The following is a 25334-nucleotide window of genomic DNA, read 5'->3' on the forward strand; positions in this document are numbered from 1 at the left end:
GACGACATGACCGACCAGCTGCGCCTCGTCATCGGCTGCGATGACGCCGGATTCGACTACAAGGAGATCCTCAAGGGCGACCTCGAGCAGAACCCCGGCGTCGTGTCGGTGGTCGATGTCGGCGTCGACGCCGACGGACACACCGCCTACCCGCGCGTGGCGATCGCCGCCGCCGAACTGGTCGCTGCGGGCGAGGCCGATCGCGCGCTGCTCATCTGCGGCACGGGTCTCGGCGTGGCGATCGCCGCCAACAAGGTCGCCGGCATCCGTGCCGTCACCGCGCACGACTCGTTCTCGGTCGAGCGCGCCGTGCTCTCGAACAACGCACAGGTGCTCACGATGGGCCAGCGCGTCGTCGGCATCGAACTCGCGCGTCGTCTCGTGCGCGAGTGGCTCGGCTACCGGTTCGACACCACCAGCGCGAGCGCCGAGAAGGTCGCCGTCATCGACGCGTACGAGACCACCGGCGCCTGCTGATGCCGCAGGTCACGGTCGGGGTGAGCCTGAAGACGTACTTCGGGCACGAGCGGGCGCACGCCTGGTTCGACGACGTCGCCGCGCGCGTGCGCGACCACGACGCCGTGCGCTCCGGTGCGGTGACGTTCTTCGTGACTCCGACCTATCTGCAGGTGCTGCCCGCGCTCGCCGCCTTCGCCGGTACCCCGGTGCGCGTCGGTGGGCAGGACGTCTCGGCCGAAGAGCCCGGTGCGTTCACGGGAGAGGTCACCGCCGCCGAGCTCGCCGAGGTCGGAGCCACGATCGCCGAGATCGGGCACGCCGAGCGCCGCCGCCTCTACGGCGAGACCGATGAGGTCGTCGCCGCGAAGGTCACCGCCGCGCTGAGGGCCGGGCTGACCCCGTTGCTCTGCATCGGTGAGAGCGAGCGGCAGCTTCCGGCGGATGCCGCGGGCGTCGCGGTCGCACAGCTGCACTCGGCGCTGACGGATGCCCCCGCCGGCGCCGTGATCGTCGCCTACGAGCCGGTCTGGGCGATCGGCGCCCCCGAACCTGCGCCCGACGAGCACGTGCGCGTCATCGCGTCGGCGTTGCGCGCGGCGCTCGACGCCGATGCCGCACGGGACGGATCGGTCGTGATCTACGGCGGCGCGGCGGGACCGGGGCTCCTCACCGCTCTCGGCGATGCGGTCGACGGGGTGTTCCTCGGGCGCTTCGCGCACGACCCCGATGCCCTCGTCTCGGTGCTCGACGAGGCATCCGTCCTGGCCCGTCGTCGCGAGGGCGGCGCCGCATGATCGGCCTCGGCACCTATGCGTACTTCTGGCAGCACTCCGATCGTGCGCCCGAGCAGCTCGGCCTGATCGGCGCCTTCGAAGACACCAAAGCCCACGGCGTCGACCTCTTCCAGATCTGCGACTTCGCCCCGCTCGACACGATGAGCGATGCCGAGGTGCGCGATGCGGCCCGGGCCGCGCGCGACCTCGGCCTCACGATCGAACTCGGCACCAAGGGCATCGTTCCCGAGCACCTCACCCGCTATCTGCGTCTCGCCGAGGTCTTCGACGCGCGACTCGTGCGCGGCATGCTCTACGGCCCCGACTCGCGCCCGACGCTCGCCGAGGCAGAGACCTCGCTGCGCAGCAGCATGCGCGCCTTCGAACGCGCGGGCGTCAGCCTCGCCCTCGAGACCTACGAGCAGGTCGCCACCGCCGACCTCATCGGCGTGATCGACCGGGTCGGCAGCCCGCGGCTGGGCATCTGCCTCGACCCCGCCAACGTGGTCGCCCGGCTCGAGCATCCGCAGACCTGCACCGAGCGGACCGCGCGACTCGTGAAGAACGTGCACGTGAAGGACTTCGCCTTCGCCCGGCAGGACGGCTGGGTCGGGTTCACCTACTCGGGGACCGCCATGGGATCGGGCCTTCACGACTACGCCCACCTGCTCGAGACCGTGCGTCCGCGCGAGCGAGGCATCAACGAGATCGTCGAGCACTGGCTGCCCTGGCAGGGCGACGCCGCGACCACCATCCGAACCGAGCGGGAATGGACCCGCATCACACTCGAACTGCTGAGGAGCACTCCATGACCGACACTTCGACAGCCGCGGCGACCGAGACCGCGACCTACCGGATCGCCGTGATCGGCGCCGGCGGCAAGATGGGCATGCGCGTTTCGAACAACCTCGTGAAGACCGACCACACGGTCTGGTACGTCGAGAACTCGCCGGCCGGCCAGCAGCGCACGGTCGACGCGGGACGCGAACTGACGGATGCCGCGACCGCCGTCGCCGACGCCGACATCGTGGTGCTCGCCGTGCCCGACCTCGCCCTCGGGCCGGTGACCGCCGACCTCGTGCCGCAGCTGCGCCCCGGCGCGATCGTTCTCACGCTCGACCCGGCCGCGGCCTACGCCGGGTTGCTCACCACGCGCGACGACGTCATCCAGGCCGTCGCGCACCCGTGCCACCCGTCGATCTTCCTGCAGCGCGAGACGCCCGAGCAGTGGGCCGACACCTTCGGCGGAATCGCCGCCCCGCAAGACGCGATCGCCGCGATCGAGAGCGACGACCCCGCCAAGCAGGCCATCGTCGAGGCGACCGTGCGCGCGATCTACGCCCCCGTCATCGACGTGCACCGGGTCACGATCAAGCAGCTCGCGCAGCTCGAGCCGACCCTCGTCGAGACCGTCGCCTGCATGATCGGCGCGCTCCTCAACGAGGCGCTCGACGAGACCGTCAAGACCATGGGCGTGCCCGAGGCGGCGGCGCGCAGCATCCTCTACGGCCACACCCAGGTCGCGCTCGCCAACGGTCTGCGCGGCGACAACCCGTTCTCCGACGCCTGCCTGATCGCCATGGACTACGGCCGCGAATCGATCATCAAGGACGACTGGAAGAAGATCTTCCGCGACGACGAACTCGATAAGAACCTCGCCCGCATGCTGCACCTCGACCACATCGAGCGGTAGGCCGCGGGGCGGTTTCGAAGGGGCGGCCCTTCGTCTCGCTGCGCTCGCTCAGGAACCGGGGTGAGCGCGCTCGCTCAGGAACCGGTTCCTGAGCGAGGAGCGCAGCGACGAGACGAAGCGCCGCCCCTTTTCGTGCGCGCACGAGACGAACGGCCGACTCACGCGGAAATGTGACGTCATCGGACGGAACGTCTGTTCACGGTGCGGAACGTCGATAGGCGCCCGGGCGATCTGACGGTTCTATGGGCGTACCCGCCGCACGCCCGAGCGATCCAGGAGCCGCCGTCATGTCCGACACCACCGCGCAGAAGCCCGCCCACACCGTCACCACCGAGCCCGCCGCCCATCGCGTGCGCGTGCTCGCCGGAGACGCCGTGCTCGCCGACTCGACCCGCGCCATCGTGCTGCACGAGTCGAACCACGCCGACCGCTACTACCTGCCGCGCGAAGACGTGAACTGGGACCTGCTGCAGGAGACCGCGTCGACGAGCCACTGTCCCGTCAAGGGCGACGCCGACGACTACTGGGCGCTGAAGAGCGACCCCGCCACCGACGTCGCCTGGTCGTACCCGACCCCGTTCGACTACCTGCAGCCGATCGCCGGCCACGTGGCCTTCTACTCCGAGCGCGTCCAGGTGGACGCCGCCGAACTCCTTCCGCAGTAACGCCTCACCCGACCCCAAGGACACCGCCCATGACCGTTCTCTCCTCGCCCCCGACGGCACTTGTGCCGGGGCGCCGCAGGGCCCTCGCGATCGTCGCCGCCCTCAGCGCGACCCTGCTGGCGCTCGCCGGCTGCGCGACCGCCACGCCCTCCGACGACACGACGGCGGATGCCGCGTCCGCGGTCTACCGCATCGGCATCAGCGATCCCGGCGCCGAGCTCGACCCGCTCACGGTCGCCGACGGCGACGCGCAGCTGATCACGGGGCTCGTCACGGAGCAGCTCGTGAGCTTCACCGCCGACGGCGAGGCGCTGCCGCGTCTCGCGACCGACTGGGAGGCATCCGACGACGGTCTCACCTGGACGTTCACGCTGCGCGAGGGGGCGACGTTCAACGACGGCGACCCGGTCACCGCCGACGACGTCGTGGCGACGTTCGACGCCCTCATCGGCGACGACAGCATCTCGCCCGCGAAGAGCGCGTTCACCGGCATCCTCGACTCCGTCGCCGCCACCGACGAGGGCACCGTGACGTTCACGCTCGCGCGGCCGTTCTCGGACTTCCCGCTTCTGCTCGCGGGCAACAACACCGGCATCCTGCCCGCCGACTACGAACCCGGCACCTGGCTCGAGAACCCGGTCGGTGCGGGGCAGTTCCTGCTCGAGGACTACGAGGTCGGCCGCAGTGTCACCTACGTCAAGAACCCCGACTACTGGAACGCCGACGAGATCGCCCTCGACGGTATCGAGCTGAAGGTCTACAAGGATCCGCAGGCGATCGTGCTCGCGTTCCAGGCGGGGGAGATCGACCGCATCACCGTGTCACCCGAGGTGCTCGCGACCGTGAACGTCGACGACTACGACACCCTCTCGGCGGGATACAGCCACTTCTACGGCATCCACCTCAACGTCACCGAGGCGCCGTTCGACGACGTCACGATCCGGCAGGCGCTGGCCTGGGCGATCGACCGCGATGCGATCGTCGACCTCGTCTTCGGGGGCACGGCCACACCGGGCAACGACTTCCCCGTGCTGCCGGACTACCTGCCCCAGCCGCTCGACATCGAGCAGCGTGCGCAGGACCTCGACAAGGTCGCCGAACTGCTCGACGGGCGCACGGTGTCGTTCACGATCACGACGTCGTTCCAGCTCTACGGCGAGGTGCTGCAGCAGCAGCTCAACGCGATCGACGGCTTCGATGTGCAGCTCGAGGTGCTCTCCGACGAGCAGTACTACGCCGAGGGCGACGACTCTCCCTGGCTGAACGCACCGCTCACCATCACCAGCTGGGGCAAGCGCGTGCCCTCGCAGTACTACTCGCTCTTCTACGCAGAGGGCGCGGCGTGGAACGCCGCGCACTACGCCAACCCCGACCTGGGGACGCTCGTCACCGACTTCGACGCCACGACCGACGAAGCCGAGCGCGAGCAGCTCATCACCGAGATCTCGCAGACGGAGTGGACGGATGTTCCGACGATCATCCCCGCCCTGGTGCGCTCGGAGGTGCTGCAGAACAAGCGGGTCACGGGCGACTTCATCGCCCCGATCGACTTCTGGTCGGGCTACAACTTCGCCGGCATCTCGATCGCGAGCGAGTGACCCATGACCGTCAGCTTCTCGTCGGGCGGGAACGCCGCGACGGCGTCGTCCGCCCGACGGGGGCTGGCGGTCCTCCGTTCCCGGCACAGCCAGGTGCCGCGACTGATCGGGCAGCGCCTCGTCCAGGTGCCGCTCGTGCTGCTCGTGGTGTCGGTGCTGGTGTTCTGGCTGATCGAGGTCGTACCCGGTGATCCCGGTCGCAACGCCCTCGGTCAGTACGCGACCTCCGAGCAGGTGCAGGCGTGGAACGAGGCTCACGGGCTGACCGGCTCGCTGGTCTCCCGCTACTTCGCCTGGCTGTTCGGTTTCGTCACGGGCGACTGGGGCACCAGCCTCATCTACGGCGCTCCGGTGCGAGAACTCGTGCTGGGGCGCCTCGGCAACTCGCTCTTCCTCGGGGCGGTGGCGTTCGTGATCCTGGTGCCGGTGGCCTTCGCGCTCGGCGCGATCCAGGCCCGCCGGGAGGGATCGCGCACCGACCGCACGCTCACGATCGCGCTGATGTCGTTGGCCTCCGTGCCGGAGTTCGTGGTCGGCGTGCTGCTGCTGATCGTGTTCAGCCTGTGGCTCAAGTGGTTCCCGATCCAGTCGTCGATCAGCCTCGACGGCCCTCCGGGCGAGGTGCTGCGGGCGCTCGTGCTGCCGGCGGTGACCCTCGCCCTGGGCTACCTGTCGGTGTTGGCGCGCATGACCCGCACGGGCGTGCTCGACACCCTCGACTCGCAGTACTACCGCACCGCCGTCATCAAGGGGGTGCACGGTCCGCAGCTCGCGGTCGGGCACGTGGCGCGCAACGCGCTCATCCCCACGGTGTCGCTGCTGGGCGTCTACGTCGGCACGCTGCTGGGGGGCAGTGCGATCGTCGAGACGCTGTTCGGTTACCCGGGGCTCGGTGCCCTGCTCGTGTCGGCGACGGTGGAGAAGGACATCTTCCTGCTCGAGTCCGGGGTGATGGTCACGGGGGTCGTCGCGCTGCTCGCGCTCCTGATCACCGACATCGCCCTCGTGCTCATCGACCCGCGCGTGCGCTTCGACGAAGGGGAATGACATGGCACTCACCGAAGCGGTGCGCGGTGCCGACCCGGCCGCGATCGACATCATCGAGACGGATGCCGTCGGCACCGGCATCCGTCGTCCTTCTGGATCGCGTTCGCCGCGGCCGCGTCGCTGGGCCGCTCTCCTGCGCCGCCCGACGTTCGTGGTCAGCGCGCTCATCGTGCTGTTCTGGGTCGCGGCCGCCGTGGGGTGGCGCCTCGTCGGCCTCGATCCCTTCGCCGACAGCGGCGCCCGCCTGTCGCCGCCGAGCGCCGAGCACTGGTTCGGCACCGACCGCATCGGTCGCGACGTGTTCGCCCGCGTGCTCGCCGGGGCCGAACCGGCGCTGCTCGTCGGACCGATCGGGGCGGCGCTCGCCACCGCACTCGGGGCGGCGCTCGGCCTCATCGCCGGCTACCGTCGCGGCTGGGTCGACCAGCTCTTCATGCGCGGTTTCGACGTGTTCCTCACCCTGCCGACGCTGATCTTCCTGCTCGTGATCGTCGGCGCGTTCGGCGGCAGCGCGCCGACGATCATCGTGGCGGTGGGCATCCTCTTCGCCCCGGGCATCGCCCGCATCGTGCGCGCCGCCGTGCTCGTCGAGATGGGCAAGCAGTACGTGACCAGTGCGCGCGTGCAGGGAGAGAGTGCGGTGCGGATCGTCTTCCGCGAGCTGCTGCCGAACGTCTGGCCGCAGGTGCTCGTGCAGGCGACGTTGAGCGTGGCCGGCGCGATCTTCGTCTCGTCGTCGCTGTCGTTCCTCGGACTCGCTTCGGCGCCGCCCTCGCCCGACTGGGGGCTCGCGGTCAACGAGAACCGCACGTACCTGCAGGCCGCGTGGTGGACGCTCGCCTTCCCCACCCTCGCGATCGCCTCGCTCGTGGTCTCCCTCAACCTGATCGCAGACAACTTCCGAGAGGTGTTCCGACGATGACCGAACCACTGGTGAGCGTGCGCGGACTGACCGTCGACTACGAGGTCGAGGGTCAGCGGCGGCGGGCCGTCGACGGCGTCGACTTCGACATCGAGCCCGGTGGATCACTGGGACTCGTGGGGGAGTCGGGGTCGGGCAAGAGCACGATCGCCTTCGCCCTGGCGCGTTACCTGCCGGCGGGGGCCCGGGTGAGTGCCGAGCGGCTGACCGTCGCCGGGCACGACGTGCTCGGTCTCGGACCGCGGGAACTGCGCGAGTACCGTCGAGGCTCGATCGGCTTCGTCTACCAGGAGCCCGCGCGGGCGCTCAACCCCACTCGGTCGGTCGGCAGCCAGGTCGCCGAGACGTACCGGTTGCAGGGGCTGCGCTCGGCGGCGGCGCGGGCGGCGACCATCGCCGCGTTCGCCGACGTCGGCCTGCCCGACCCCGCCTCGTTGGTCCATCGATTCCCGCACGAGCTCTCGGGAGGGCAGCAGCAGCGCGTCGTCATCGCGATGGCGCTCGCCGCCGATCCGCGCCTGCTCATCCTCGACGAGCCGACCACCGGGCTCGACAGCCGGGTCGAGGCAGAGGTCATCGCGCTCGTCGACCGACTGCGCCGGGAGCGCGGCTTCGCCACCCTGCTCATCAGCCACGACCTGCCGCTCGTCGCGAGCCACACCGAGCGGATCGGGGTGCTCGAGCGCGGCATCCTCGTCGAGCACGGTGAAGCCGCGGGCCTCGTCGAGACCCCGCTGCACCCGTACTCGCGTGTGCTGGTGGAGGCGGTGCCCTCGCTTGACGCGCCGTCGCGCCCCGTCGAGCCCGAACACGCGCAGCCGCTGCTGTCGGTGCGCGGTGTCACGAAGCGCTACGGCGCGCACCTCGCGCTCGACGGCGTCGACCTCGACATCGGCCGCGGCGAAGTGCTCGGCCTCGTCGGCGAATCGGGCAGTGGCAAGACCACGCTCGGCCGGGTGATCGCGGGGCTCGCGCGCTCCGAGGGCACGGTGGAGTTGGACGGTTCGGATGCCGCGGACGCGGTGCCCGTGCAGTTCGTGTTCCAGAGTCCCGACGCCTCGCTCAACCCGCGGCGCACCGTGCGGCAGACGCTCACGCGATCGATCCAGCTGCTGCGCGGAGACACCGACGCCGAAGAGCTCGCCCTCTCGACCGGACTCGCGGGCGACGTGCTCGACAAGCTCCCCGACGAACTCTCCGGCGGCCAGAAGCAGCGCGTCGCGATCGCCCGTGCCTTCGCCGGCCGCAGCCCGCTCGTGGTGTGCGACGAACCGACCTCGGCGCTCGACGTGAGCGTGCAGGCGCGCGTGCTCGACCTGCTCGTCGAGCTGCAGGAGCGCACCGGGGTTTCGTACCTCTTCATCACGCACGACCTCGCCGTCGTCCGCCGCATCGCGCACCGCGTCGCCGTGCTCAACAGCGGACGCATCGTCGAGACCGGAGCGGTCGCCGACGTGCTCGGTGCGCCCCGGCATCCGTACTCGGCATCCCTCGTGGATGCCGCCCGCAGCCTGCGCGGCGAGACCACGCGGGGGCTCCGCGACGTCATCGCCGCGTAGGTCCGCGAAGGACCGGGCGCGACCTGCGGGAGGTCGCGCCCGGTCGTCTCCTCGGGCCCTGCGTTGCTGAGCGTGGGCCCTGCGTTGATGAGATTGAGCCCTGGGTTGCTGAGCTTGTCGAAGCATCGCGGGGCGGGACCCTTCGACAGGCTCCGGGACCCGAATCCGAGCGGCCCGCGTTCATAACTCCTCAAGAACGCGTCCGCCGGACCGTGAAACAGCCGAATCCGGCCCGATCCTCCCGATTCTCCCGAGTTATGTGCGGCCCCTGCGTACCCAACTCAGGACAAACCGAGCTCGGCGGCCCGAAATCCAGTGTTTCTGGCCCGATTCCGCCCGTTTGTCCTGAGTTAGGGACGGCGTCCGCCTGTCGCGCGTACATTCGCGGGATGCATCAGAACATCTCGGCCGAACACGGTCCGCTCGCCCGCGTCGAGTCCGGGAACAGGGCGTTCGTGTCCCTGGCGGGCAAGTGCGACCAGGTCTATCCGGTCGGGTACCTCGAGGACCTGCGCCGCGAATGGCCCGACTGACCGGGTCACGTGAGGGCGTCGGCGATCGCCGCACCCTCGGCCGCGTCTATGCGGCGCCAGAACTCCACGGCCAGGTCGCGCAGCGCCGGGTCGGTGATCTCGGCGAGCTGCGACACGACCACGCCGCGCAACCTCGCTCGGCCGGCGTCGTCGAGCACCCGTCGCACGAGGTCACCCGCCTGGCCGAAGTCGTCGGCGGGGTCCCACTCCCGGGCGCGCGCGGCGAGGTCGTCATCCCAGCCGGGGGCGGATGCCGTGAACGGCGCGACCGCACGACTCGCGACCCCCTCCTGCACACGGTGCCGGTGGAAGCGCCAGTAGCTGTCGATGCGCGAGAGCAGCATCGGGTCGGGGCTCGGGCCGATGCCGGGAACGAAGCTCGATGGGGCGAACGCCGCCTGTTCGATCTCGGCGACCTCGTCGTCGGGGTTGCGGTCGAGCACGAGCCGGCCGACCTCGATCAGCGGATACGACGCCTTCGGCCAGGTCTTGGTGAGGTCGAACGGGTTGAACGGGGCGCTGCGGGCGTCGTCGTCGGGCATGACCTGCACCGACAGCGTCCACGACGGATGCTCTCCTCGGTCGATCGCGGCGCGCAGGTCGTGACGCTGATGGTCGACCTCCGTCGCGTCGATCGCGGATGCCTCGTCGTCGGAGAGGTTCGAGATGCCCTGGTCGGTGCGCAGGTGGTACTTGACCCAGAAGCGCTCGCCGGCGGCATTCACCCACTGGAACGTGTGCGATCCGAAGCCGTCCTGGTGCCGCCACGACCGCGGGATGCCGCGGTCGCTCAGCAGCCACGCCACCTGGTGCGCGGACTCGGGGTTGCGGGTCCAGAAGTCCCAGAGCCGGTCGTAGTCGAAGACCGAGCCGTCGCGGTACATCTTGTGGGCGACGACGAGAGAAGCGAACTTCGCCTCGTCGCGCAGGAAGAAGACGGGGGAGTTGTTGCCGACGAGGTCGTACTCGCCGTCGGGGGTGAGGAACTTCACGGCGAAGCCGCGCAGGTCGCGCCAGGCCTCGCGGCTGCCCCGGTAGCCGAGCGTCGCCGAGAAGCGCACGACGACATCGGTGCGGATGCCGGGTTGGAAGAGCCCCGCGTGCGTGAGGGCGCGCACGTCGCCGGTGGTCTCGAAGAAGCCGAGCGCACCCCCGCCCTTCGAGTGGCGGATGCGCACGGGGACCGGTCCGGGGTCGGCGGCCGGGTAGTCGGCGCGACGGGCGGTGGTCCCCGTGCTCACCGGGTCAGGCCTTTGCGCCGGGGCCGTCGCCCACCGGGCGGATCTCGAGGGAGTCGTAGAACGCGATGTGCCCGCCGATGGGCGTGAACGCGCTGATGGGTTCGGGGTACGACCACGCGACGGGCGAGGCATCCGCACCGTCGGCGAGGGCCCAGTAGTCGCTGGCGACGCCCTTGAACGGGCAGAACGTGGTGTTCTCGACGCGGCGCAGCCGGGTGAGGTCGACGTCGCCGCGCGGGAAGTAGAGCCGCGTGGGCACGTCGACCTCGTGCAGTTCGATGACGTTCGAGCTGGTGGCGATGCGTTCGTCGCCGCTCCAGACCTCCACCGTTCCCTCGTGCGCGGTCAGGTGCACGAGGCCGTCGGTGGCGATGCCGGGGGCGTCGAGCACGGCGGAATCGGTCATGGTGTTCCTCCTTCGGGGTGGCCGGGCGCCGAAGAGGAAGGTCGCGTGCTGGATCACGAGCGTCGCGGTGGGTTCGAGCATCTTCTCCTCCTCGGTCGGATGACACGCCCATCAAAGCCCCGTCGCCCGGATCGCGCGACGATGGTTCCTCTCGGTGACGACACATGACTCCGGATGACGCGCGCGGTCTCCGCGTGACCGGCGTTGACGCCCCGTGAACCGCACCGTTCCGCTCGTCGAGGGGCCGCTCTAACGTGGCGCCATGTCAACCCCGCACTCGCCCGCCGGCGTCACCGAGTCCCTGCCCATCGGTCTGTTCGCGCACCTCGCCGATCATCGCGGCGCGGTCGAGCAGACGTATCTCGACTACCTCGATCTGTTCGTCCATGCCGAGGAGCTGGGCGTCGGGTCGGCGTGGGTGCGTCAGTTCCATCTGGCGAAACCGGATGCCGGTCGCCTGGGTGGCCTGCCGTCGCCGTTCGTGTTCCTGGGCGCCCTCGCCGCGCGCACCTCGACACTGCGGCTGGGCACGGCGGCGATCACGCTTCCGCTCGAGCAGGTGCTGCGGGTGGCGGAGGATGCCGCGGTGCTCGACGCGCTCAGCGGGGGCCGGGTGGAGTTGGGGCTCGCGAACGGCGGACAGCCGCAGACGGCATCCGCGTTCGGCATCCCGCACATCGGCGATCGCACGCAGAGCCGCCGGGCCTATCTCGAGGCCGTCGATCGGCTGGCCGCCGCCCTTCGCGGCGAGGCCGTGACCGCCGACGGCGAGGTGATCGCCCCGGCGCGACCGGACCTCGCCGACCGGATCTGGCACGCGACCCTCACCGCGCAGAGCGCGTATGAGACCGGCCAGCGAGGCGAGGGCGTGCTGATCGGCACGACCCAGGTCGTGCCGGGCGAGGTGTCGGCCGAGGCGTACCATCGGGGTCTCGCCGAGGGGGCGGTGCCGCGGCTCGGGCTCTCGACGTGGATCTTCCCCGGCCGCACGCGTGAGGAGGCCCTCGCCCAGGCCGAGGAGGGGCTGATCGCGAAGTGGCAGTGGGCGCGGGACTTCCTGCCCCAGGCCGACTCGACCGCGCAGATCGCCGAGCGCCTCAACCTGCATTACGGCACGGCCGACGACATCGCGGCGTCGATCGCGACCCACCCGGCGTTCGCCCACACGACGCAGATCCAGTTGCAGCTCGACGGCCTCTACCGTTCGCTCGAGCAGCAGAAGGACGCCCTCGAGCTCTTCACCTCCGACGTCGCACCGGCGCTGAACGCGGCGATCCGGCGGGAGGTGGCCGCATGAGCCGCGCGCCCCTCGTCTTCGCGGCCGGCGTGTTCTACCCGGGCGGCGAGCACATCACCGGCTGGAGGTCGGGCGCCGACGCGTCGTCGTACCTCGACCTCGACTACTGGACCCGCTTCGCGCAGACCGCCGAGTCCGGGCGCTTCGCAACACTGTTCCTCGCCGACGAGCTGTACGTGTGGGATCGGTTCCGTTCGGGCATCGAGCACGGCACCAACGTGCGCCTCGAACCGTTCACGCTGCTCAGCGCGCTCTCGCAGCTGACGACGAAGATCGGTCTCGCCGCCACGGTCTCGACCACCTACAACGAGCCGTATCACGTGGCCCGCAAGCTCGCCTCGCTCGACCACCTCAGCCACGGCCGCGCGGCATGGAACCTGGTCACCAGCGCGAGCGACGAGGAGGCCCGCAACTTCGGCCGCGACACGCACCTCGACCACGGCATCCGCTACGAGCGCGGTGCCGAGTTCGTCGACGTCGTGAACGGTCTCTGGGACGGCTGGGACGACGACGCGTTCATCTTCGACAAGAGCTCCGGGCGTTACGCCGACCGCTCGAAGCTCCACGTGCTCGAACATCGCGGCGAGCACTTCGCCGTGCGCGGCCCGCTCAACATCCCTCGCCCGGTGCAGGGGCATCCGCCGCTCTTCCAGGCCGGGGCGTCGGAGGCCGGCCGAGCGTTGGCGGGTCGCACGGCGGATGCCGTCTTCACCCTCGGCGGTGGATCGCTGGCGTCGGGCCAGAGACTCTACGACGACTACAAGCGGCGGGCGCTCGCCGCAGGCCGCGGGGCCGACGATCTGAAGGTGCTGCCGTGGTTCTCGCCGATCATCGGCGACACCGAAGCGGATGCCGAGGAGCGGTTCCGCGAGCTCGCCGAGCTCACCCCCGAGCGGGTGCAGGTCGACCTTCTCGCGCACTACCTGGGCGTCGATCTGGGCGAGCGCGACGTCGACGAGACGTTCACCTTCGACTTCGATCACGAGGGGTTCAACCAGTCGAAGTCGGGGTACAAAGCGATCGCCGACCTGCTCGCGCAGCGTCCCTACACGCTGCGGGAGCTGGCGTGGGAGGTGCTGCGCCGCCGCTTCACCGTCGGCACGCCCGACACCCTCGCCGCCCACCTCATCGAGCGGTACGAGAACGGTGCGGCCGACGGGTTCATCCTGATGGCGCCGACCCTTCCCGACACCCTCACCCGGTTCGTCGAGCACATCGTGCCCCGCCTGACCGATCACGGAATCTACCCGGGGGAGTACGCGGGCGACACCCTGCGCGAGAACCTCGGCCTCGCCCGCCCCGCCGGAAGGTACGCCGCATGACCCGTCGACTGCTCCTCGCCGCTTTCCTCTTCCACCCGGGAGGGTCGCACGTCTCGGGCTGGCGTCACGACGACGCCGAGCCGCACCGGCACGTCGACATCGACTACTACGCCGACTTCGCGCAGACCGCCGAGCGCGGCATCTTCGACACGCTCTTCCTCGCCGACGGGCTGTACTTCTGGGATCGCTTCCCCTCGGGGATCGACCACTACGGTCAGACCCGGCTCGAACCGCTCACGCTGCTGTCGGCGCTCGCCGCGCGCACGAGCCGGATCGGGCTCGCGGCCACGGTCTCGACCAGCTACAACGAGCCGTACCACGTGGCCCGCGCGCTCGCCTCGCTCGATCACATCAGCCGTGGACGCGCCGCCTGGAACCTCGTCACCTCGCGCTACCCCGAGGAGGCCCGCAACTTCGGCGGCGATGCGCACCTCGACCACGCGCTGAGGTACGAGCGCGGGCGGGAGTTCGTCGACGTGGTGCAGTTGCTCTGGGACAGTTGGGCCGACGATGCGATCCTCGCCGATCGCACGAGCGGGCTGTTCGCCGACCCCGAGAAGCTGCACGTGACCGATCACCGAGGCGATCACTTCGCGGTGCGCGGGCCCCTCAACATCGCGCGACCTCCGCAGGGGCATCCGCTGCTCTTCCAGGCCGGCGGGTCGGAGGCCGGGCAGGAGCTGGCGGCGGCGACCGCGGATGCCGTGTTCGCCCGCTCGCTGCCGCTCGCCGAGGCGCAGCGGTTCTCCGCCGGGCTCAAGGCGCGTGTGGTCGCTCACGGGCGCGACCCCGGAGACGTCGCGATCCTGCCGCAGTACCGTCCGGTCGTGGGCGAGACGACGGCGGATGCCCGGGCCGAGGCCGCACGCATCCTCGCGTCGACACCCGACGCGTTGATCGTCGAAGACGTCGCGCACTCGATCGGGCAGGTGCTGAGCGCGGATCCGGATGCCGTGATCGCGCTCGAGTCGGACGCCGGTGCCGCGGGCGGTGTCGCCGCCGGCATCGCCAACGAGTCGAAGTCACCGAACCGGCGCCTCGCGCGGCTGCAGGCGGGGGAGCGCCTGACGGCGCGGGAGCTGTACGCCGAGTCGTTCTGGGAGTCGGTGTCGGTGGGTACGGCGTTCGAGATCGCCGACGACATCCAGGAGCGCTTCGAGACCGGCGCCGCTGACGGCTTCGTCGTGCAGGCGCTCACGCAGCCGACCGGGTTCCGCGAGTTCGTCGACCAGGTGGTGCCCGAGCTCCAGCTGCGGGGCCTCACCCGGCGCGCGTACGAGGAGAGCACGCTCGGCGAGCGGTTCGGTCGCGCGCGGCCCGAGCGGCGGGTGCCGGAGTCGGTGCTGTCATGAGCGGCCTCGGATTCAGCACGCGGCAGCTGCACGCGGGGGAGCGGTACGACGGGCCGCACGCGCCACGAGCGACACCCATCCACCTCAGTGCGGGCTTCGTGTTCGACGACTTCGACCAGGCGCATGCGCGCTTCGCGGGCACCGACGAGGGCTTCAGCTACACGCGCGTCGGCAACCCCACGAACGCTGCAGCGGAACGTCGCATCGCCGATCTCGAATCGGGCTCCGCGGCGCTGCTCGTCGGCAGCGGACAGGCCGCGGTCGCGACCACGATCCTCGCCCTCGTCTCGACCGGCGACCACGTGCTCTCCTCGTCGAGCATCTATGAGGGCACCCGCGAACTGCTCCGCGACGACCTCGCCCGCCTCGGCGTGACCGTCGACTTCGTCGCGGACCCGAACGACCTCGCGGCGTGGGAGCGCGGCATCCGTCCGGACACCCGTGTGGTGTTCGCCGAATCGATCCCCAATCCCAAGAACGACGTGCTCGACGTCGCCGCCCTCGCCCGCCTCACCCGTCGGCACGCGATTCCGTTCGTCGTCGACAACACGCTCGCGACGCCCTATCTGCTGCGGCCCCTCGAAGACGGCGCCGACATCGTCGTGCACTCGGCGAGCAAGTTCCTCGCCGGTCACGGCACGGTGCTGGGCGGGGTCATCGTCGACGGCGGAACGTTCCCGTGGGCGGCCCACGCCGACGCCTACCCGCAGATCGCCCGCACGCCGGGGCCTGACGGGCTCACCTTCGCCGAGCGCTCGCCGCACACGGCGTTCCTTGACTTCGCCCGCCGCGTCGCGATGCGGTACGGGCCGGTGCCGTCGCCGCTCAACGCCTTCCTCATCCTGCAGGGGATCGAGACGCTGTCGCTGCGCGTGCAGAGGCAGTCCGACTCGGCACTGCACCTGGCGCGCTGGTTGGAGGGCCATCCGCAGGTCGAGTCGGTCGACTACAGCGGGCTGCCGTCGAGCCCGCACCACGCCGTCGCCCGCCGCTACCTCACGCGCGGATTCGGGGCGGTGCTCGCCGTCACCGTGCGCGGTGGGGTCGACGGGGCTCGCGCCTTCACGAACGCCCTACGCGTCTTCACCCGCATGACCCATCTCGGCGATGTGCGCTCTCTCGTGCTGCACCCCGCCACCACCACGCACGTGCTGCGCGATGCCGACGAGCTCGCCGCCGCCGGCATCCACCCCGGTCTGCTGCGGTTGTCGATCGGGTTGGAAGACCTCGACGACCTCGTCGCCGATCTCGATCGGGCGCTCGGTGAGGTCGCGGGGGTCGCGGGGGCGTCATCGGCGCCGGCGGAGGTGCCGGTGGTGGAGGCGGTCTCGCCGCGGCGGCTGCTCGCGGTCTGAGCGGAGCATCCACCCCTCTTCTCGTGGGCGCTTTCGAAGGGTCCCACCGCGTGCGCACCCCCTATCGCCGCCCGAGCGCGCGGGGTACCGTCGCCCCATGGGACGCCTCATCTACTCCATGATCACGTCGCTCGACGGGTACGCGAGCGGTCCGGACGGCGGATTCGACTGGGCGCTCGACCGGGGCGTGCACGCCTTCATCACCGAACGGTTCGACGACGTCGGCACCTACCTCTACGGCCGGCGCATGTACGAGACGATGTCGTACTGGGAGACCGCGCACCTCGAGCCCGACCAGCCGCAGGAGGGCATCGACTACGCCCTGAGCTGGCAGAAGGCCGACAAGATCGTCTTCTCGCGCACGCTGGCCGAGGTGTCGAGCGCCCGCACCCGCATCGAGCGCGAGTTCGACCCGGCGGCGGTCGCGCGGTGGAAGGACGAACTGCCGCACGACCTCACGATCGACGGCCCCACGATCGCGGCCGAGGCGATCCGCGCGGGCCTGGTCGACGAGTTCCAGATGTTCATCGGGCCCGGCACCGTGGGCGGCGGGCTGCGGTTCTTCCCCGACGGGGTTCGCCTCGATCTCGACCTGATCGACGAGCACCGTTTCGACGGAGGGCTGATGTACCTGAGGTATCAGGTCGCCGGCGCCTGACGGCGGATCGGGGTCAGGGGCGTACGCGCACCGTGCGGGCCTCGAACGACACCAGGTCGCCGTCGTGCAGCTGGCGCCCGCGGCGGCGGTCGACCTCGCCGTTGACCTTCACGAAGCCGTCGATGATCGCCTCTTTCGCGTCGCCGCCGGAGTCGATGAGTCCCGCGAACTTCAGGAACTGGCCGAGGCGGATCACCTCACCGCCGATGGAGACGTCGTCGATAGCGCTCATCCCTGCATCGTATCCGCCCCGGCGCGGGCCTCAGTCGTCGAGGTCGGTGCCGACGACGGCGAAGGCGCTGTCGAGGTCGATGTCGATCGAGCGGTTGTCGCTCGTGAGCACCGACACGTCGTAGGGGCTGACGCTGTCGTCGTCGACATCGAGGTCGGTGATGAGCCCCTCGGCCTCGTCGAGCGCCGCGGCGACGAGCGAGCGGATGGTCGCCTCGTCGAGGGTCAGCGAGGGCCCGGTGTCGTCACCGTCGGCGGCATCCGTCGACACGATGCTGGTCGCGAGGTCGGCGGTGACGCGCACCTCGGACTCGTCACCGGATGCCGTCTCGAGCGTGACCTCCCACGTACCGTCGCGCTTCGCGTCGATCGCGGTGACCTCGCCGTCGGCGGCGCCGCGGGCGGCATCCGCGATCTCGACGATCTCGTCGGCGGAGTCCGAACCGATGCCGGTCACGGGGCCGCCCTGCTGCGGTGCGCCGTCGTCGGAGCGGTCGCCGCCGCGGTCGTCCTGTCCGCGGTCGTCTCCGCGGTCGCCGTCGTGGCGCTGGCCGTCCGACATCGAGGGGCGGTCGTCGTCGTCGCCGAAGTCGTCGCCGATCGCCGCTCCGATGGCGACGCCGCCGCCGGCGAGCACCACGGCCGCGGCGATTCCTCCGCCGATGAGCAGGGCGCGCTTGCGTCCCGGCTTCGGGGCGGGAGCGACAGGGGCGGCGGATGCTTCGGCCGAGGGGGCGGTCGGTGCGGGCGTCGTGGCATCCGTCGTCGGGGTCACGGGGACCGTCGGAGCGTCGGGCGTGGACTCGGGCGTCTGGTCGGGGTTCGGGGTCTTGTCGTTCATGGCTTCATGCTCCCGCGACACCGCTGAAGCCACCCTGAAGCGTCCTGAAGCGGTCTTCAGGAACGCGGCTCCGTGCCGCTACCGCTCGAGCGGCAGCGTCACGACGAACCGTGCGCCACCCCAGCGGGAGTCGTCGACGGCGACCGTTCCACCCGAGGCCGCGGCGATACCCCGCACGATCGCGAGCCCGAGTCCGCTGCCGCCGGCGTCGCGGCTTCGCGCCTCGTCGAGGCGCACGAAGCGTTCGAACACCCGCTCCCGCTCGTCGACCGGCACACCCGCGCCGTCGTCCTCGACGGTGACGAACACGTACCCGTCGGCGGGCGCGACCCCGATCGCCACGCGGCCCTGCGCGTGCCGGGCCGCGTTGTCGGCGAGGTTGCGCAGCAACTGCCCGAGCAGGCGCGGGTCACCCTCGACGCGGGCGGCGCGGATGCCGGACCCGTCGACCTCCACCCCCGAGGAGCGCAGTCGCCGCAGCTCTCCGAGCGCGATGTCGTCGAGGTCGACCGGCTCGTGCACGCTTCCGGCACCCTCATCGAGGCGGGCGAGCAGCAGCAGCGACTCCACGATGCCCTGCAGCCGCAGCCCCTCGTCCGACACGACCTCGGCCAGTTCGCCGATGCTCGTGGTCGAGGGATGGGCCTGGGCGAGCTCGGCGTGCTGGCGGATCACGGCGAGGGGCGATCGCAGTTCGTGCGAGGCATCCGACACGAATCTGCGCTGAGCCGTCGCCGACGCGTCGAGCCGATCGAGCATCCCGTTCATGGTCGACGCGAGTGCCGCGATCTCGTCGGCGGAGTCGGGCACCGCCACCCGGTGGTGCAGGCGTTCGGCGGTGATGCCGTCGACCTCCTCGCGGATGCGACTGACCGGCCGCAGCGCGCGTCCGGTCACGAGCCACGTCGTCACGGCGACGAGCAGCAGCAGCAGCGGAACGGCGACGGTGAGCAGAACCGCGACGGTCGTCAGTGTCTCGGCGTCGTTCTCGACCGAGACGGCGAGCACGAGGGTCCGGTCGTCGTCGAGGTCGTCCGAGAGCACGAGCATCGGTTCGTCGTCGATGGTCATCGTGATCGCGTCGTCGGTGACGGGCAGAGCGGTCGAGCCGAGGGCATCCCGCGCCTCTTCGCTGGCGGCGCGCACCGATCCGTCGTCGGCGATGATCTGCACGATCTCGTCATCGAGCCCGCCGAGACCGTCGGCGCCGTCGGGCCCGCGACCGCCCGGCTGGTCGAGCCGCTCGGCGAGCTCGTCGAGGCGCTGCTCGGCGGAGCGCTCGGTCGCCGAATGGATGCTCCCGCTCAGGATGCCGTAGAACGACACCGCGCCGATCGCCAGCGCCACCGCCACGACGACCGTCGCACCGAGCGTGGTTCGGCCGCGCACCGACCGCCAGCCGCGCCTAGCCACCGTCGGCCGCCAATCGATATCCGGCGCCGCGGATCGTCTCGATCGCCTCGCGGTCGAAGGGCTTGTCGACCTTGCGCCGCAGGTGTCCGACGTAGACCTCGACGATGTTCGGGTCGCCGTCGAAGTCGTCGTCCCACACGCCCTCGATGAGGGTGCGCTTCGAGATCACCTGCCCGCGGTGGCGCATGAGGTACTCGAGCACCGAGAACTCGCGGGCGGTGAGGGTGATCGGCGTCTCGCCGCGCCAGACGTCGTGGGCGGCGGGGTCGAGGCGCAGGTCTCCGGCTTCGAGCACGGCCGGGCGCGCGACCGCCCCGCGGCGCACGAGGGCGCGGATCCGGGCGACGAGGATCGCGAACGAGAACGGCTTCGTGACGTAGTCGTCGGCACCGGTCTCGAGGGCCTCGACCTGGTCCCACTCGCCGTCCTTGGCGGTGAGCATGAGCACGGGCGTCCAGTTCTCCTCGGCGCGCAGCGCCTCGCACACCTTCCACCCGCTCATGCCCGGCATCATCAGGTCGAGCACGATCGCGTCGTAGCGGGTCTCGCGGGCGCGCCAGAGCCCATCGACCCCGTTGTGGGCGACGTCGACCGCGAACCCTTCGGCTTCGAGCCCGCGGCGCACGGCGTCGGCGAGACGCACCTCGTCGTCGACCACCAGAATGCGCATGCCTCCAGTCTGCTGCCTTTCTGCTGAAGCGCGGCTGAAGTCGGGGCGCCAGGGCTGATCGACGAACCCACCTCACCCGAGGAACGAGAAGAACTCCCGGCGCACCGCGCTGAGATCGGTGCCCTCACGAGTCGGATGCACGCGGTTCGTGAGCAGCACGCCCCACTCGCCCGAGGCGTTCGAGACCGCGAACGCGGTGCCCGTGAAGCCGGTGTGGCCGACGGCATCCGCCCCGCCCATCCAGGCCGCGTCGCGCACGCGCAGGCCGAGCGCCTGACCGTACCCGGCATCCGCGGTCGCGGCGGGCATCGTCATCAGACGGATGCCGTCGGCCGACAGCACGCGTCCGCCGGCACCGACCCCGTCGTCGCGGATCATGCGCGCGAGCGCCGCCACGTCTTCGATCGTCCCGAACAGCCCGGCGTGCCCCGCGGGGCGGCCGAGGGCGTGAGCCAACTCGTCGTGTACCTCGCCGCGCACGAGCCCGCGATGAGGCTGCACCTCGGTCGCCACCGCGAGGTCCGCCGAAGGCTGCCAGGTCAACGACGATGCGCCGAGCAACCCCGCGATCTCGGCCACGTGCGCCTCCAACGCCCGCCCCGAGACCCGCTCCACGATCTCGCCGACCGCGATGAATCCGACGTCCGAGTAGCGGTGCATCGAGCCCGGCGACGCGACGAGCGGCGACCGGAGCACCGCCGAGCGCAGCTCGTCCCCGGTGAGTCCGGTCCGCCACATCCGCCCCTCGGCCGGCAAGCCCGACGTATGCGTGAGCAGTTGCCGCAGCGTCACGCCATCGGCCTCCGAGCCGACGGGCACGAACGACCGCACGGGCTCGTCCAGCCCCAGCAGCCCGGCGTCGACGAGCCGCAGCACGGCGACGGTCGTGAACGTCTTGGTGAGCGACGCGAGGTCGAACAGGTGCGCCGGGGTCAACGGCATCCGCTCGTCATCGGCAGCGGAGCCGAGCACCACCGCACCGTCGTCGATCGACCGCAGCGATGCCCACGCCGACCCGGAAGCGCCGTTCACCACGCGCGACTCACTTGCTCATGCCGGAGGTGAGGCCGTTGATGATCTGCTTCGTGGCCAGCAGGAACAGCACGACCAGCGGGATCGTGGCGATCGTGAGACCCGCGAACAGCTGCGGCCAGTCGGTGGAGTACTCGCCGAAGAAGCGGGTGAGCCCGACGGGCAGCGTGTACGAGTCGCGGTCGCGCAGCAGGATCAGCGGGTAGAAGAAGTCGTTCCACACGGGCACGAAGCGGAAGACGATCACGGTCGCGAGCGCCGGACGCACGAGCGGCAGCAGGATCTGCACGAAGGTGCGGAACGGACCCGCGCCGTCGATGCGCGCCGCCTCTTCGAGCTCGATCGGCAGGGCGCGGAAGAAGACCGTCAGCACGAAGGTCGTGAACGGGATGCCGAGGGCGCCGTACACGAGGATCAGGCTGAACACGTTGCTGGTCATCTTGAGCGAGTCGAGCAGATAGAACAGCGGCAGGATCGCGAGGTGCACCGGCAGCATGAGGCCCGAGAGGAACACCGCCTCAATGCCCCGGAAGAACTTCGCCCGCGCTCGGGCGAACGCGTAGGCCGCGAGCACCGACACGACGGTGGTCACGATGACCGAGCCGACGGTGACGGTGATCGAGTTGACGAAGTAGGTGTCGAAGGATGCCGTGATCCACGCGTTCTGGAAGCTCGTGAACGTCGGCGGCACGGGCAGGCCGAGCGGCTCGGTCGCGATCTGCTGCTGGGTGCGCAGCGAGTTGTTGACCATGAGCAGCAGCGGGCCGATCGCGACGAGCGCGTATCCCCACAGGAACACGTTCGCGAACAGGCGTCCGATGAACGGGGTGTCGTTCGTGCGGCTCGATCGGCGTCGGGGCGCGGCGGGGCGACGGCCCGAGACGATGGCCTCGGTGGTCGGCTCCGGGCGGGTTTCGGTGGCGGTGCTCATCAGAACAGCTTTCGTTCGGCGCGACGCATCGTCGAGGTGATCACGACCGAGATCACCATGATGAAGATGAAGAGGACCGTCGCGAGCGCGGAGGAGACGCCGATCGAGTTCGGGTTGCCCGACTCGAAGGCGGTGCGATAGAAGAGCAGCATCATCACGTCGGTCGACCCGGCGGGGGCGCCGTTGGATCCGGCGAGGGCGAACGGGATCGCCATCGCCTCCATGCTGCCGATGAAGGTGAGCACGGTGATGATGCCGATCGTGGGCGTGAGCATCGGCAGGGTGATGTAGCGGAAGCGCTTGGCGGCGGTGGCGCCGTCGAGCGACGCTGCCTCCTCGATCTCCTCGGGGATGCCGCCGAGCGCCGCGCCGTAGAGCAGGATCGGGAACCCGAGCCACTGCCAGGCGCTCACGAGCACGATCACCCAGATCGCGAGCTGCGGGTCGCCGAGCCACGGCAGGGCGAGGCTCTCGAGGCCCACGCCGCGCAGGATCGCGTTGACCGGACCGAACAGCGGAGACAGCATGAGCGACCACAGGTAGCCGATGACCATCGGGCTCACGAGGTAGGGGAGCGCGAAGATCGTCTGGAAGAAGCGCTTGGTGCGCTTGCGGCGGTGCAGCAGCGTCGCGATGCCGAGGCCGAGCGAGTTCTGGAAGACGAGCGCCCCGGCGAACAGCAGCAGGTTGTGCCCGAACGCGTTCCACAGCTCGGAGGCGTACGGCTCCTTCGTGAGGAGCGTGATGTAGTTGGCGACGCCGGCGAAGCCGCCCTGCTTGGTGCCCTGCCAGTCGAAGAACGAGTAGCTGAGCGCGGCGAGCATCGGGTAGAGGATCAGCACCGCGAAGAGCACGGCCGCGGGCAGCACGAACAGCGCCGCCGTGGGGGTGCTCAGCGCGATGCCCGCGCGGGTGCGGCGCTTCGGGGCGCCCGAGGTGGCGGAGTCGCGCCGGAGGGGGAGGGTCAGGGCCATGGTGTGTCTTTCGCTCCGCGAGGGGGCGCCGGATCGACGCCCCCTCGTGTTCGGATCAGGAACCCGGGGTGAACCAGGTGGAGACCCCGGACTGCAGGTCGGCGCCGAGCTGCTCGGGCGTCTTGTCGCCGAGGAACATCGCCTGGATGTCCGGGCCGAGCACTGCGGTGCCGGTCGGGTCGCCGTAGCGGAAGTCGACGAGCAGCAGGTACGGCGCCGGGTTGGCGGTGTACGCCTCGTTCATCTCCTGCATGAGCGGGTCGGAGTAGGTGACGCCCGGGAGCGCCGAGAACTGGTCGACCTCGTCGGCGACGAGCTGGCCGAACTCCGTCGTGGTCATCCAGTTGAGCAGCTCGGTCGCGGCATCCTGGTTCTCGCTCGCGGCGTTGATGCCGAAGCTGCCGTCGGCGTAGCCCGGGGTGACCGCGTGGTCGAGGGCGCTGCCGGGGGCCGGCGGCACCTCGTACACGCCCCACTCGGTGTCGGGCGCCGAGTTCTGGAACGTCGGCAGGTCGAACGAGCCGCCGGGCCACTGCGCGGCCTGGCCCGAGGTGAACTGCAGCACGGCGTCGGCGACGGCGATCGCGTTGACGTTCTTGTCGAGGTACTTCTGCATGTCCTGCACGATCTGCAGCGACGACACGTAGGCGGGGTCGGTGAAGTCGGTCTCGCCGGCGAGCACCTTCTCCTCGAAGTCGGCGCCGCCGTAGTTGGCCGAGCCCACGATGTCGTGGAACATCGGCAGCACCCAGTCCTCGCGGGCGCCGAGCGCCATCGGCGTCACGCCCTCGTCGAGCAGGGTGTCCTGCAGCTCGATGAACTCGTCCCAGTCGGTGGGCTCCTCGAGGCCCATCTCGTCGAACATCGTCTTGTTGTAGAACATCTGCATGGTCTGGTACGCGAAGGGCACGCCGTAGGTGGCCCCGTCGTCCTTGCCCTGAGCGGCGCGCAGCACGGTCGGGTCGAACTGGTCGAGACCGTCGACGATGTCGTCGATCGGCACGATCTGCTCCGACTGGATCGCGGGCTGGATGCCGCCGTAGGCGCGCAGCATGGCGATGTCGGGTCCGTCGCTGCCCTCGAGGCCGGTGGCGAGGATCTGGTTGTACTCGGTGGGCTGGTAGCCCTCGAACTCGATGGTCACGCCGGGGTGCGATTCCTCGTACTTGTCGAAGACGGCTTCCCACTTCGGCGACGAGGATGCCTGCCAGGACCAGATCTTGAGGGTGACCTCTTCGCCGTCCCCGTCACCGCTGGACGCGGCGGGAGCGCAGCCCGCGACGGCGAGCCCGGTGACGAGAAGGCCCGCGGTGAACGCGAGTCGGGTGGTGCGGTGTCGCATGGGAATCCTCTCGGTTGATGAGAGCCGTCGGACGGGACCGGGGCGCTCTGCTGTGAATGCCTCTGCCCTACTTTGGGCAATGAGTTACAGAAGATCAAGGGCTTTCTGAAAATTCCTTTCACTTATTGATTCGAATCTGCAATCCTTTTGGCGTGACCACCAGCGCGATGACCGCCATCCACCAGAGGCTCTCCGTGCTCACGCCCACCGAGCGCCGGATCGCCTCCCACGTGCTCGCCGATCCGCAGAGCGCGGTCGACAACTCCATCACCCAGCTGGCGCTCGCCGTGGGCACCTCGGTCGCCAGCATCGCCCGATTCACGCAGAGCCTCGGCTTCTCCGGCTACCCCGATCTGCGCCTCGCCCTCGCCACCGAACTCGACCGCACGGCCTCCGAACGTGAGCGCTTCCAAGTGTCCGAGAGCGATGTCAGTCGCCACGACGACGCCCTCACGACCGTGCGCAAGATCGCCTTCGCCGAGGCATCCGCCATCGAGCGCACCGCGCGCCAGATCGACATCGACGTGCTCGAGACGTGCGTCGGCGCCGTGCGCGGCGCTCGCCGCATCGACATCTACGGTGCCGCATCGAGCGGACTCGCCGCTCAAGACCTCGAGCAGAAACTGCACCGCGCCGGACTCGTGGCCCAGGCCCGCACCGACCTGCATCTCGCGCTCACCGGCGCCGCCCTGCTCGACGAGCGCGACGTCGCCATCGCGATCTCGCACTCCGGGCGCACGCTCGAGATCGTGCAGTCGGCCGAGGTCGCCGCTCGTGCGGGCGCCACCACGATCGCGATCACCAACAACCCGCGCTCGCCGCTCGCGCGGGTCTGCGATCTCGTGCTGTTCACCGCCGTCTCCGAGTCGACCTTCCGCTCGGGCGCGATGGCCAGCCGCATCGCGCAGCTCGCGGTGCTCGACTTCCTGTTCACCCGCATCGCCCAGGCCGACTACGACACCATCGCCGACAACCTCCAGCGCACCTTCAACGCCGTCACCGACCACAGAATCGACTGAT

General features: G+C 70.3%; 26 protein-coding genes. 16 read left to right on the forward strand and 10 right to left on the reverse strand.

Features of this window, described 5'->3' with window-relative positions; translation table 11 throughout:
* Nucleotides 1-6 precede the first annotated feature (6 nt).
* The 10 genes from ACI2JZ_RS07270 to ACI2JZ_RS07315 all read left to right on the forward strand — a co-directional run bounded on the left by ACI2JZ_RS07270 (nt 7) and on the right by ACI2JZ_RS07315 (nt 9249).
* Complete coding sequence (locus ACI2JZ_RS07270) at nt 7-477, forward strand: ribose-5-phosphate isomerase (protein WP_247624107.1); 471 nt, start codon at nt 7-9, stop codon at nt 475-477.
* Nucleotides 477-1253, forward strand: coding sequence for a triose-phosphate isomerase family protein (locus ACI2JZ_RS07275; RefSeq protein ID WP_404597043.1), 777 nt, complete (start codon nt 477-479; stop codon nt 1251-1253). The genes ACI2JZ_RS07270 and ACI2JZ_RS07275 overlap by 1 nt, the downstream gene beginning before the upstream one ends.
* Nucleotides 1250-2044, forward strand: a complete 795-nt coding sequence (locus ACI2JZ_RS07280) for a sugar phosphate isomerase/epimerase family protein (RefSeq protein ID WP_404597044.1) — start codon at nt 1250-1252, stop codon at nt 2042-2044. The genes ACI2JZ_RS07275 and ACI2JZ_RS07280 overlap by 4 nt, the downstream gene beginning before the upstream one ends.
* A complete protein-coding gene (locus ACI2JZ_RS07285; protein WP_404597045.1) occupies nt 2041-2925 on the forward strand; it encodes a phosphogluconate dehydrogenase C-terminal domain-containing protein in 885 nt (294 codons plus the stop codon). Before ACI2JZ_RS07280 ends, ACI2JZ_RS07285 begins: the two co-directional genes overlap by 4 nt.
* A 287-nt stretch (nt 2926-3212) precedes the next feature.
* Complete coding sequence (locus ACI2JZ_RS07290) at nt 3213-3590, forward strand: DUF427 domain-containing protein (protein WP_247624111.1); 378 nt, start codon at nt 3213-3215, stop codon at nt 3588-3590.
* Between the two features lie 29 nt (nt 3591-3619).
* A complete protein-coding gene (locus ACI2JZ_RS07295; RefSeq protein ID WP_404597046.1) occupies nt 3620-5188 on the forward strand; it encodes an ABC transporter substrate-binding protein in 1569 nt (522 codons plus the stop codon).
* Between the two features lie 3 nt (nt 5189-5191).
* Nucleotides 5192-6235 (forward strand): ABC transporter permease, encoded by a 1044-nt coding sequence (locus ACI2JZ_RS07300; protein ID WP_404597047.1) that lies wholly within the window; start codon nt 5192-5194, stop codon nt 6233-6235.
* A gap of 1 nt (nt 6236) precedes the next feature.
* On the forward strand, nt 6237-7157 hold the full coding sequence (locus ACI2JZ_RS07305; RefSeq protein ID WP_404597048.1) for an ABC transporter permease: 921 nt from the start codon (nt 6237-6239) through the stop codon (nt 7155-7157).
* A complete protein-coding gene (locus tag ACI2JZ_RS07310; protein WP_404597049.1) occupies nt 7154-8716 on the forward strand; it encodes an ATP-binding cassette domain-containing protein in 1563 nt (520 codons plus the stop codon). Before ACI2JZ_RS07305 ends, ACI2JZ_RS07310 begins: the two co-directional genes overlap by 4 nt.
* Nucleotides 8717-9105: 389 nt before the next feature.
* On the forward strand, nt 9106-9249 hold the full coding sequence (locus ACI2JZ_RS07315) for a hypothetical protein (protein ID WP_404597050.1): 144 nt from the start codon (nt 9106-9108) through the stop codon (nt 9247-9249).
* A gap of 5 nt (nt 9250-9254) precedes the next feature.
* Here ACI2JZ_RS07315 and ACI2JZ_RS07320 read toward each other — a convergent pair whose 3' ends face one another.
* Together ACI2JZ_RS07320 and ACI2JZ_RS07325 are read right to left on the reverse strand one after the other, a co-directional pair.
* Nucleotides 9255-10490 carry a catalase gene (locus tag ACI2JZ_RS07320; RefSeq protein WP_404597051.1) on the reverse strand — a complete coding sequence of 412 codons (1236 nt, stop codon included), beginning with the start codon at nt 10488-10490 and terminating at the stop codon, nt 9255-9257.
* A 4-nt stretch (nt 10491-10494) separates the two neighbouring features.
* Nucleotides 10495-10977 (reverse strand): DUF427 domain-containing protein, encoded by a 483-nt coding sequence (locus tag ACI2JZ_RS07325; RefSeq protein WP_247624117.1) that lies wholly within the window; start codon nt 10975-10977, stop codon nt 10495-10497.
* Nucleotides 10978-11158: 181 nt separating this feature from the next.
* Between ACI2JZ_RS07325 and ACI2JZ_RS07330 the strand changes: the two genes are divergently transcribed.
* The 5 genes from ACI2JZ_RS07330 (at nt 11159) to ACI2JZ_RS07350 (ending at nt 16880) form a co-directional block, all read left to right on the forward strand.
* Nucleotides 11159-12193 carry an LLM class flavin-dependent oxidoreductase gene (locus ACI2JZ_RS07330; protein WP_404597052.1) on the forward strand — a complete coding sequence of 345 codons (1035 nt, stop codon included), beginning with the start codon at nt 11159-11161 and terminating at the stop codon, nt 12191-12193.
* On the forward strand, nt 12190-13515 hold the full coding sequence (locus ACI2JZ_RS07335; RefSeq protein WP_404597053.1) for an LLM class flavin-dependent oxidoreductase: 1326 nt from the start codon (nt 12190-12192) through the stop codon (nt 13513-13515). The genes ACI2JZ_RS07330 and ACI2JZ_RS07335 overlap by 4 nt, the downstream gene beginning before the upstream one ends.
* On the forward strand, nt 13512-14867 hold the full coding sequence (locus ACI2JZ_RS07340) for an NtaA/DmoA family FMN-dependent monooxygenase (RefSeq protein WP_404597054.1): 1356 nt from the start codon (nt 13512-13514) through the stop codon (nt 14865-14867). Before ACI2JZ_RS07335 ends, ACI2JZ_RS07340 begins: the two co-directional genes overlap by 4 nt.
* Nucleotides 14864-16222, forward strand: coding sequence for an O-acetylhomoserine aminocarboxypropyltransferase/cysteine synthase family protein (locus ACI2JZ_RS07345; RefSeq protein ID WP_404597055.1), 1359 nt, complete (start codon nt 14864-14866; stop codon nt 16220-16222). Before ACI2JZ_RS07340 ends, ACI2JZ_RS07345 begins: the two co-directional genes overlap by 4 nt.
* A 97-nt stretch (nt 16223-16319) precedes the next feature.
* Entirely contained in the window at nt 16320-16880 is a 561-nt protein-coding gene (locus ACI2JZ_RS07350; RefSeq protein ID WP_404597056.1) for a dihydrofolate reductase family protein, read from the forward strand.
* A gap of 13 nt (nt 16881-16893) precedes the next feature.
* Here the strand turns inward: ACI2JZ_RS07350 and ACI2JZ_RS07355 are convergent, their stop codons facing one another.
* From ACI2JZ_RS07355 to ACI2JZ_RS07390, 8 genes are all read right to left on the reverse strand, one after another.
* On the reverse strand, nt 16894-17112 hold the full coding sequence (locus ACI2JZ_RS07355; protein ID WP_247624123.1) for an RNA-binding S4 domain-containing protein: 219 nt from the start codon (nt 17110-17112) through the stop codon (nt 16894-16896).
* 30 nt (nt 17113-17142) lie between these two features.
* Nucleotides 17143-17952 carry a hypothetical protein gene (locus ACI2JZ_RS07360; protein WP_404597057.1) on the reverse strand — a complete coding sequence of 270 codons (810 nt, stop codon included), beginning with the start codon at nt 17950-17952 and terminating at the stop codon, nt 17143-17145.
* 78 nt (nt 17953-18030) lie between these two features.
* Nucleotides 18031-19341 carry an ATP-binding protein gene (locus ACI2JZ_RS07365; protein WP_404597058.1) on the reverse strand — a complete coding sequence of 437 codons (1311 nt, stop codon included), beginning with the start codon at nt 19339-19341 and terminating at the stop codon, nt 18031-18033.
* A gap of 16 nt (nt 19342-19357) precedes the next feature.
* Nucleotides 19358-20035, reverse strand: coding sequence for a response regulator transcription factor (locus ACI2JZ_RS07370; RefSeq protein ID WP_247624126.1), 678 nt, complete (start codon nt 20033-20035; stop codon nt 19358-19360).
* A gap of 72 nt (nt 20036-20107) precedes the next feature.
* Nucleotides 20108-21067 carry a serine hydrolase domain-containing protein gene (locus ACI2JZ_RS07375; RefSeq protein ID WP_404597059.1) on the reverse strand — a complete coding sequence of 320 codons (960 nt, stop codon included), beginning with the start codon at nt 21065-21067 and terminating at the stop codon, nt 20108-20110.
* Nucleotides 21068-21077: 10 nt separating this feature from the next.
* Nucleotides 21078-21998, reverse strand: coding sequence for a carbohydrate ABC transporter permease (locus ACI2JZ_RS07380; protein WP_247624128.1), 921 nt, complete (start codon nt 21996-21998; stop codon nt 21078-21080).
* The gene (locus tag ACI2JZ_RS07385) at nt 21998-22972 is read right to left on the reverse strand and encodes a carbohydrate ABC transporter permease (protein ID WP_404597060.1); all 975 of its coding nucleotides are present in this window, start codon (nt 22970-22972) and stop codon (nt 21998-22000) included. Before ACI2JZ_RS07385 ends, ACI2JZ_RS07380 begins: the two co-directional genes overlap by 1 nt.
* Nucleotides 22973-23027: 55 nt before the next feature.
* Nucleotides 23028-24314: an ABC transporter substrate-binding protein gene (locus ACI2JZ_RS07390; RefSeq protein ID WP_247624130.1), complete on the reverse strand. Its 1287-nt coding sequence runs from the start codon at nt 24312-24314 to the stop codon at nt 23028-23030.
* Nucleotides 24315-24466: 152 nt separating this feature from the next.
* On the opposite strand from ACI2JZ_RS07390, the gene ACI2JZ_RS07395 reads away from it, so the two are divergent.
* The gene (locus tag ACI2JZ_RS07395) at nt 24467-25333 is read left to right on the forward strand and encodes a MurR/RpiR family transcriptional regulator (protein ID WP_336641464.1); all 867 of its coding nucleotides are present in this window, start codon (nt 24467-24469) and stop codon (nt 25331-25333) included.
* Nucleotide 25334: the final 1 nt, after the last annotated feature.

The sequence above is a fragment of the Microbacterium sp. NPDC087868 genome (genome assembly GCF_044900755.1).
Lineage (GTDB): Bacteria > Actinomycetota > Actinomycetes > Actinomycetales > Microbacteriaceae > Microbacterium > Microbacterium galbinum.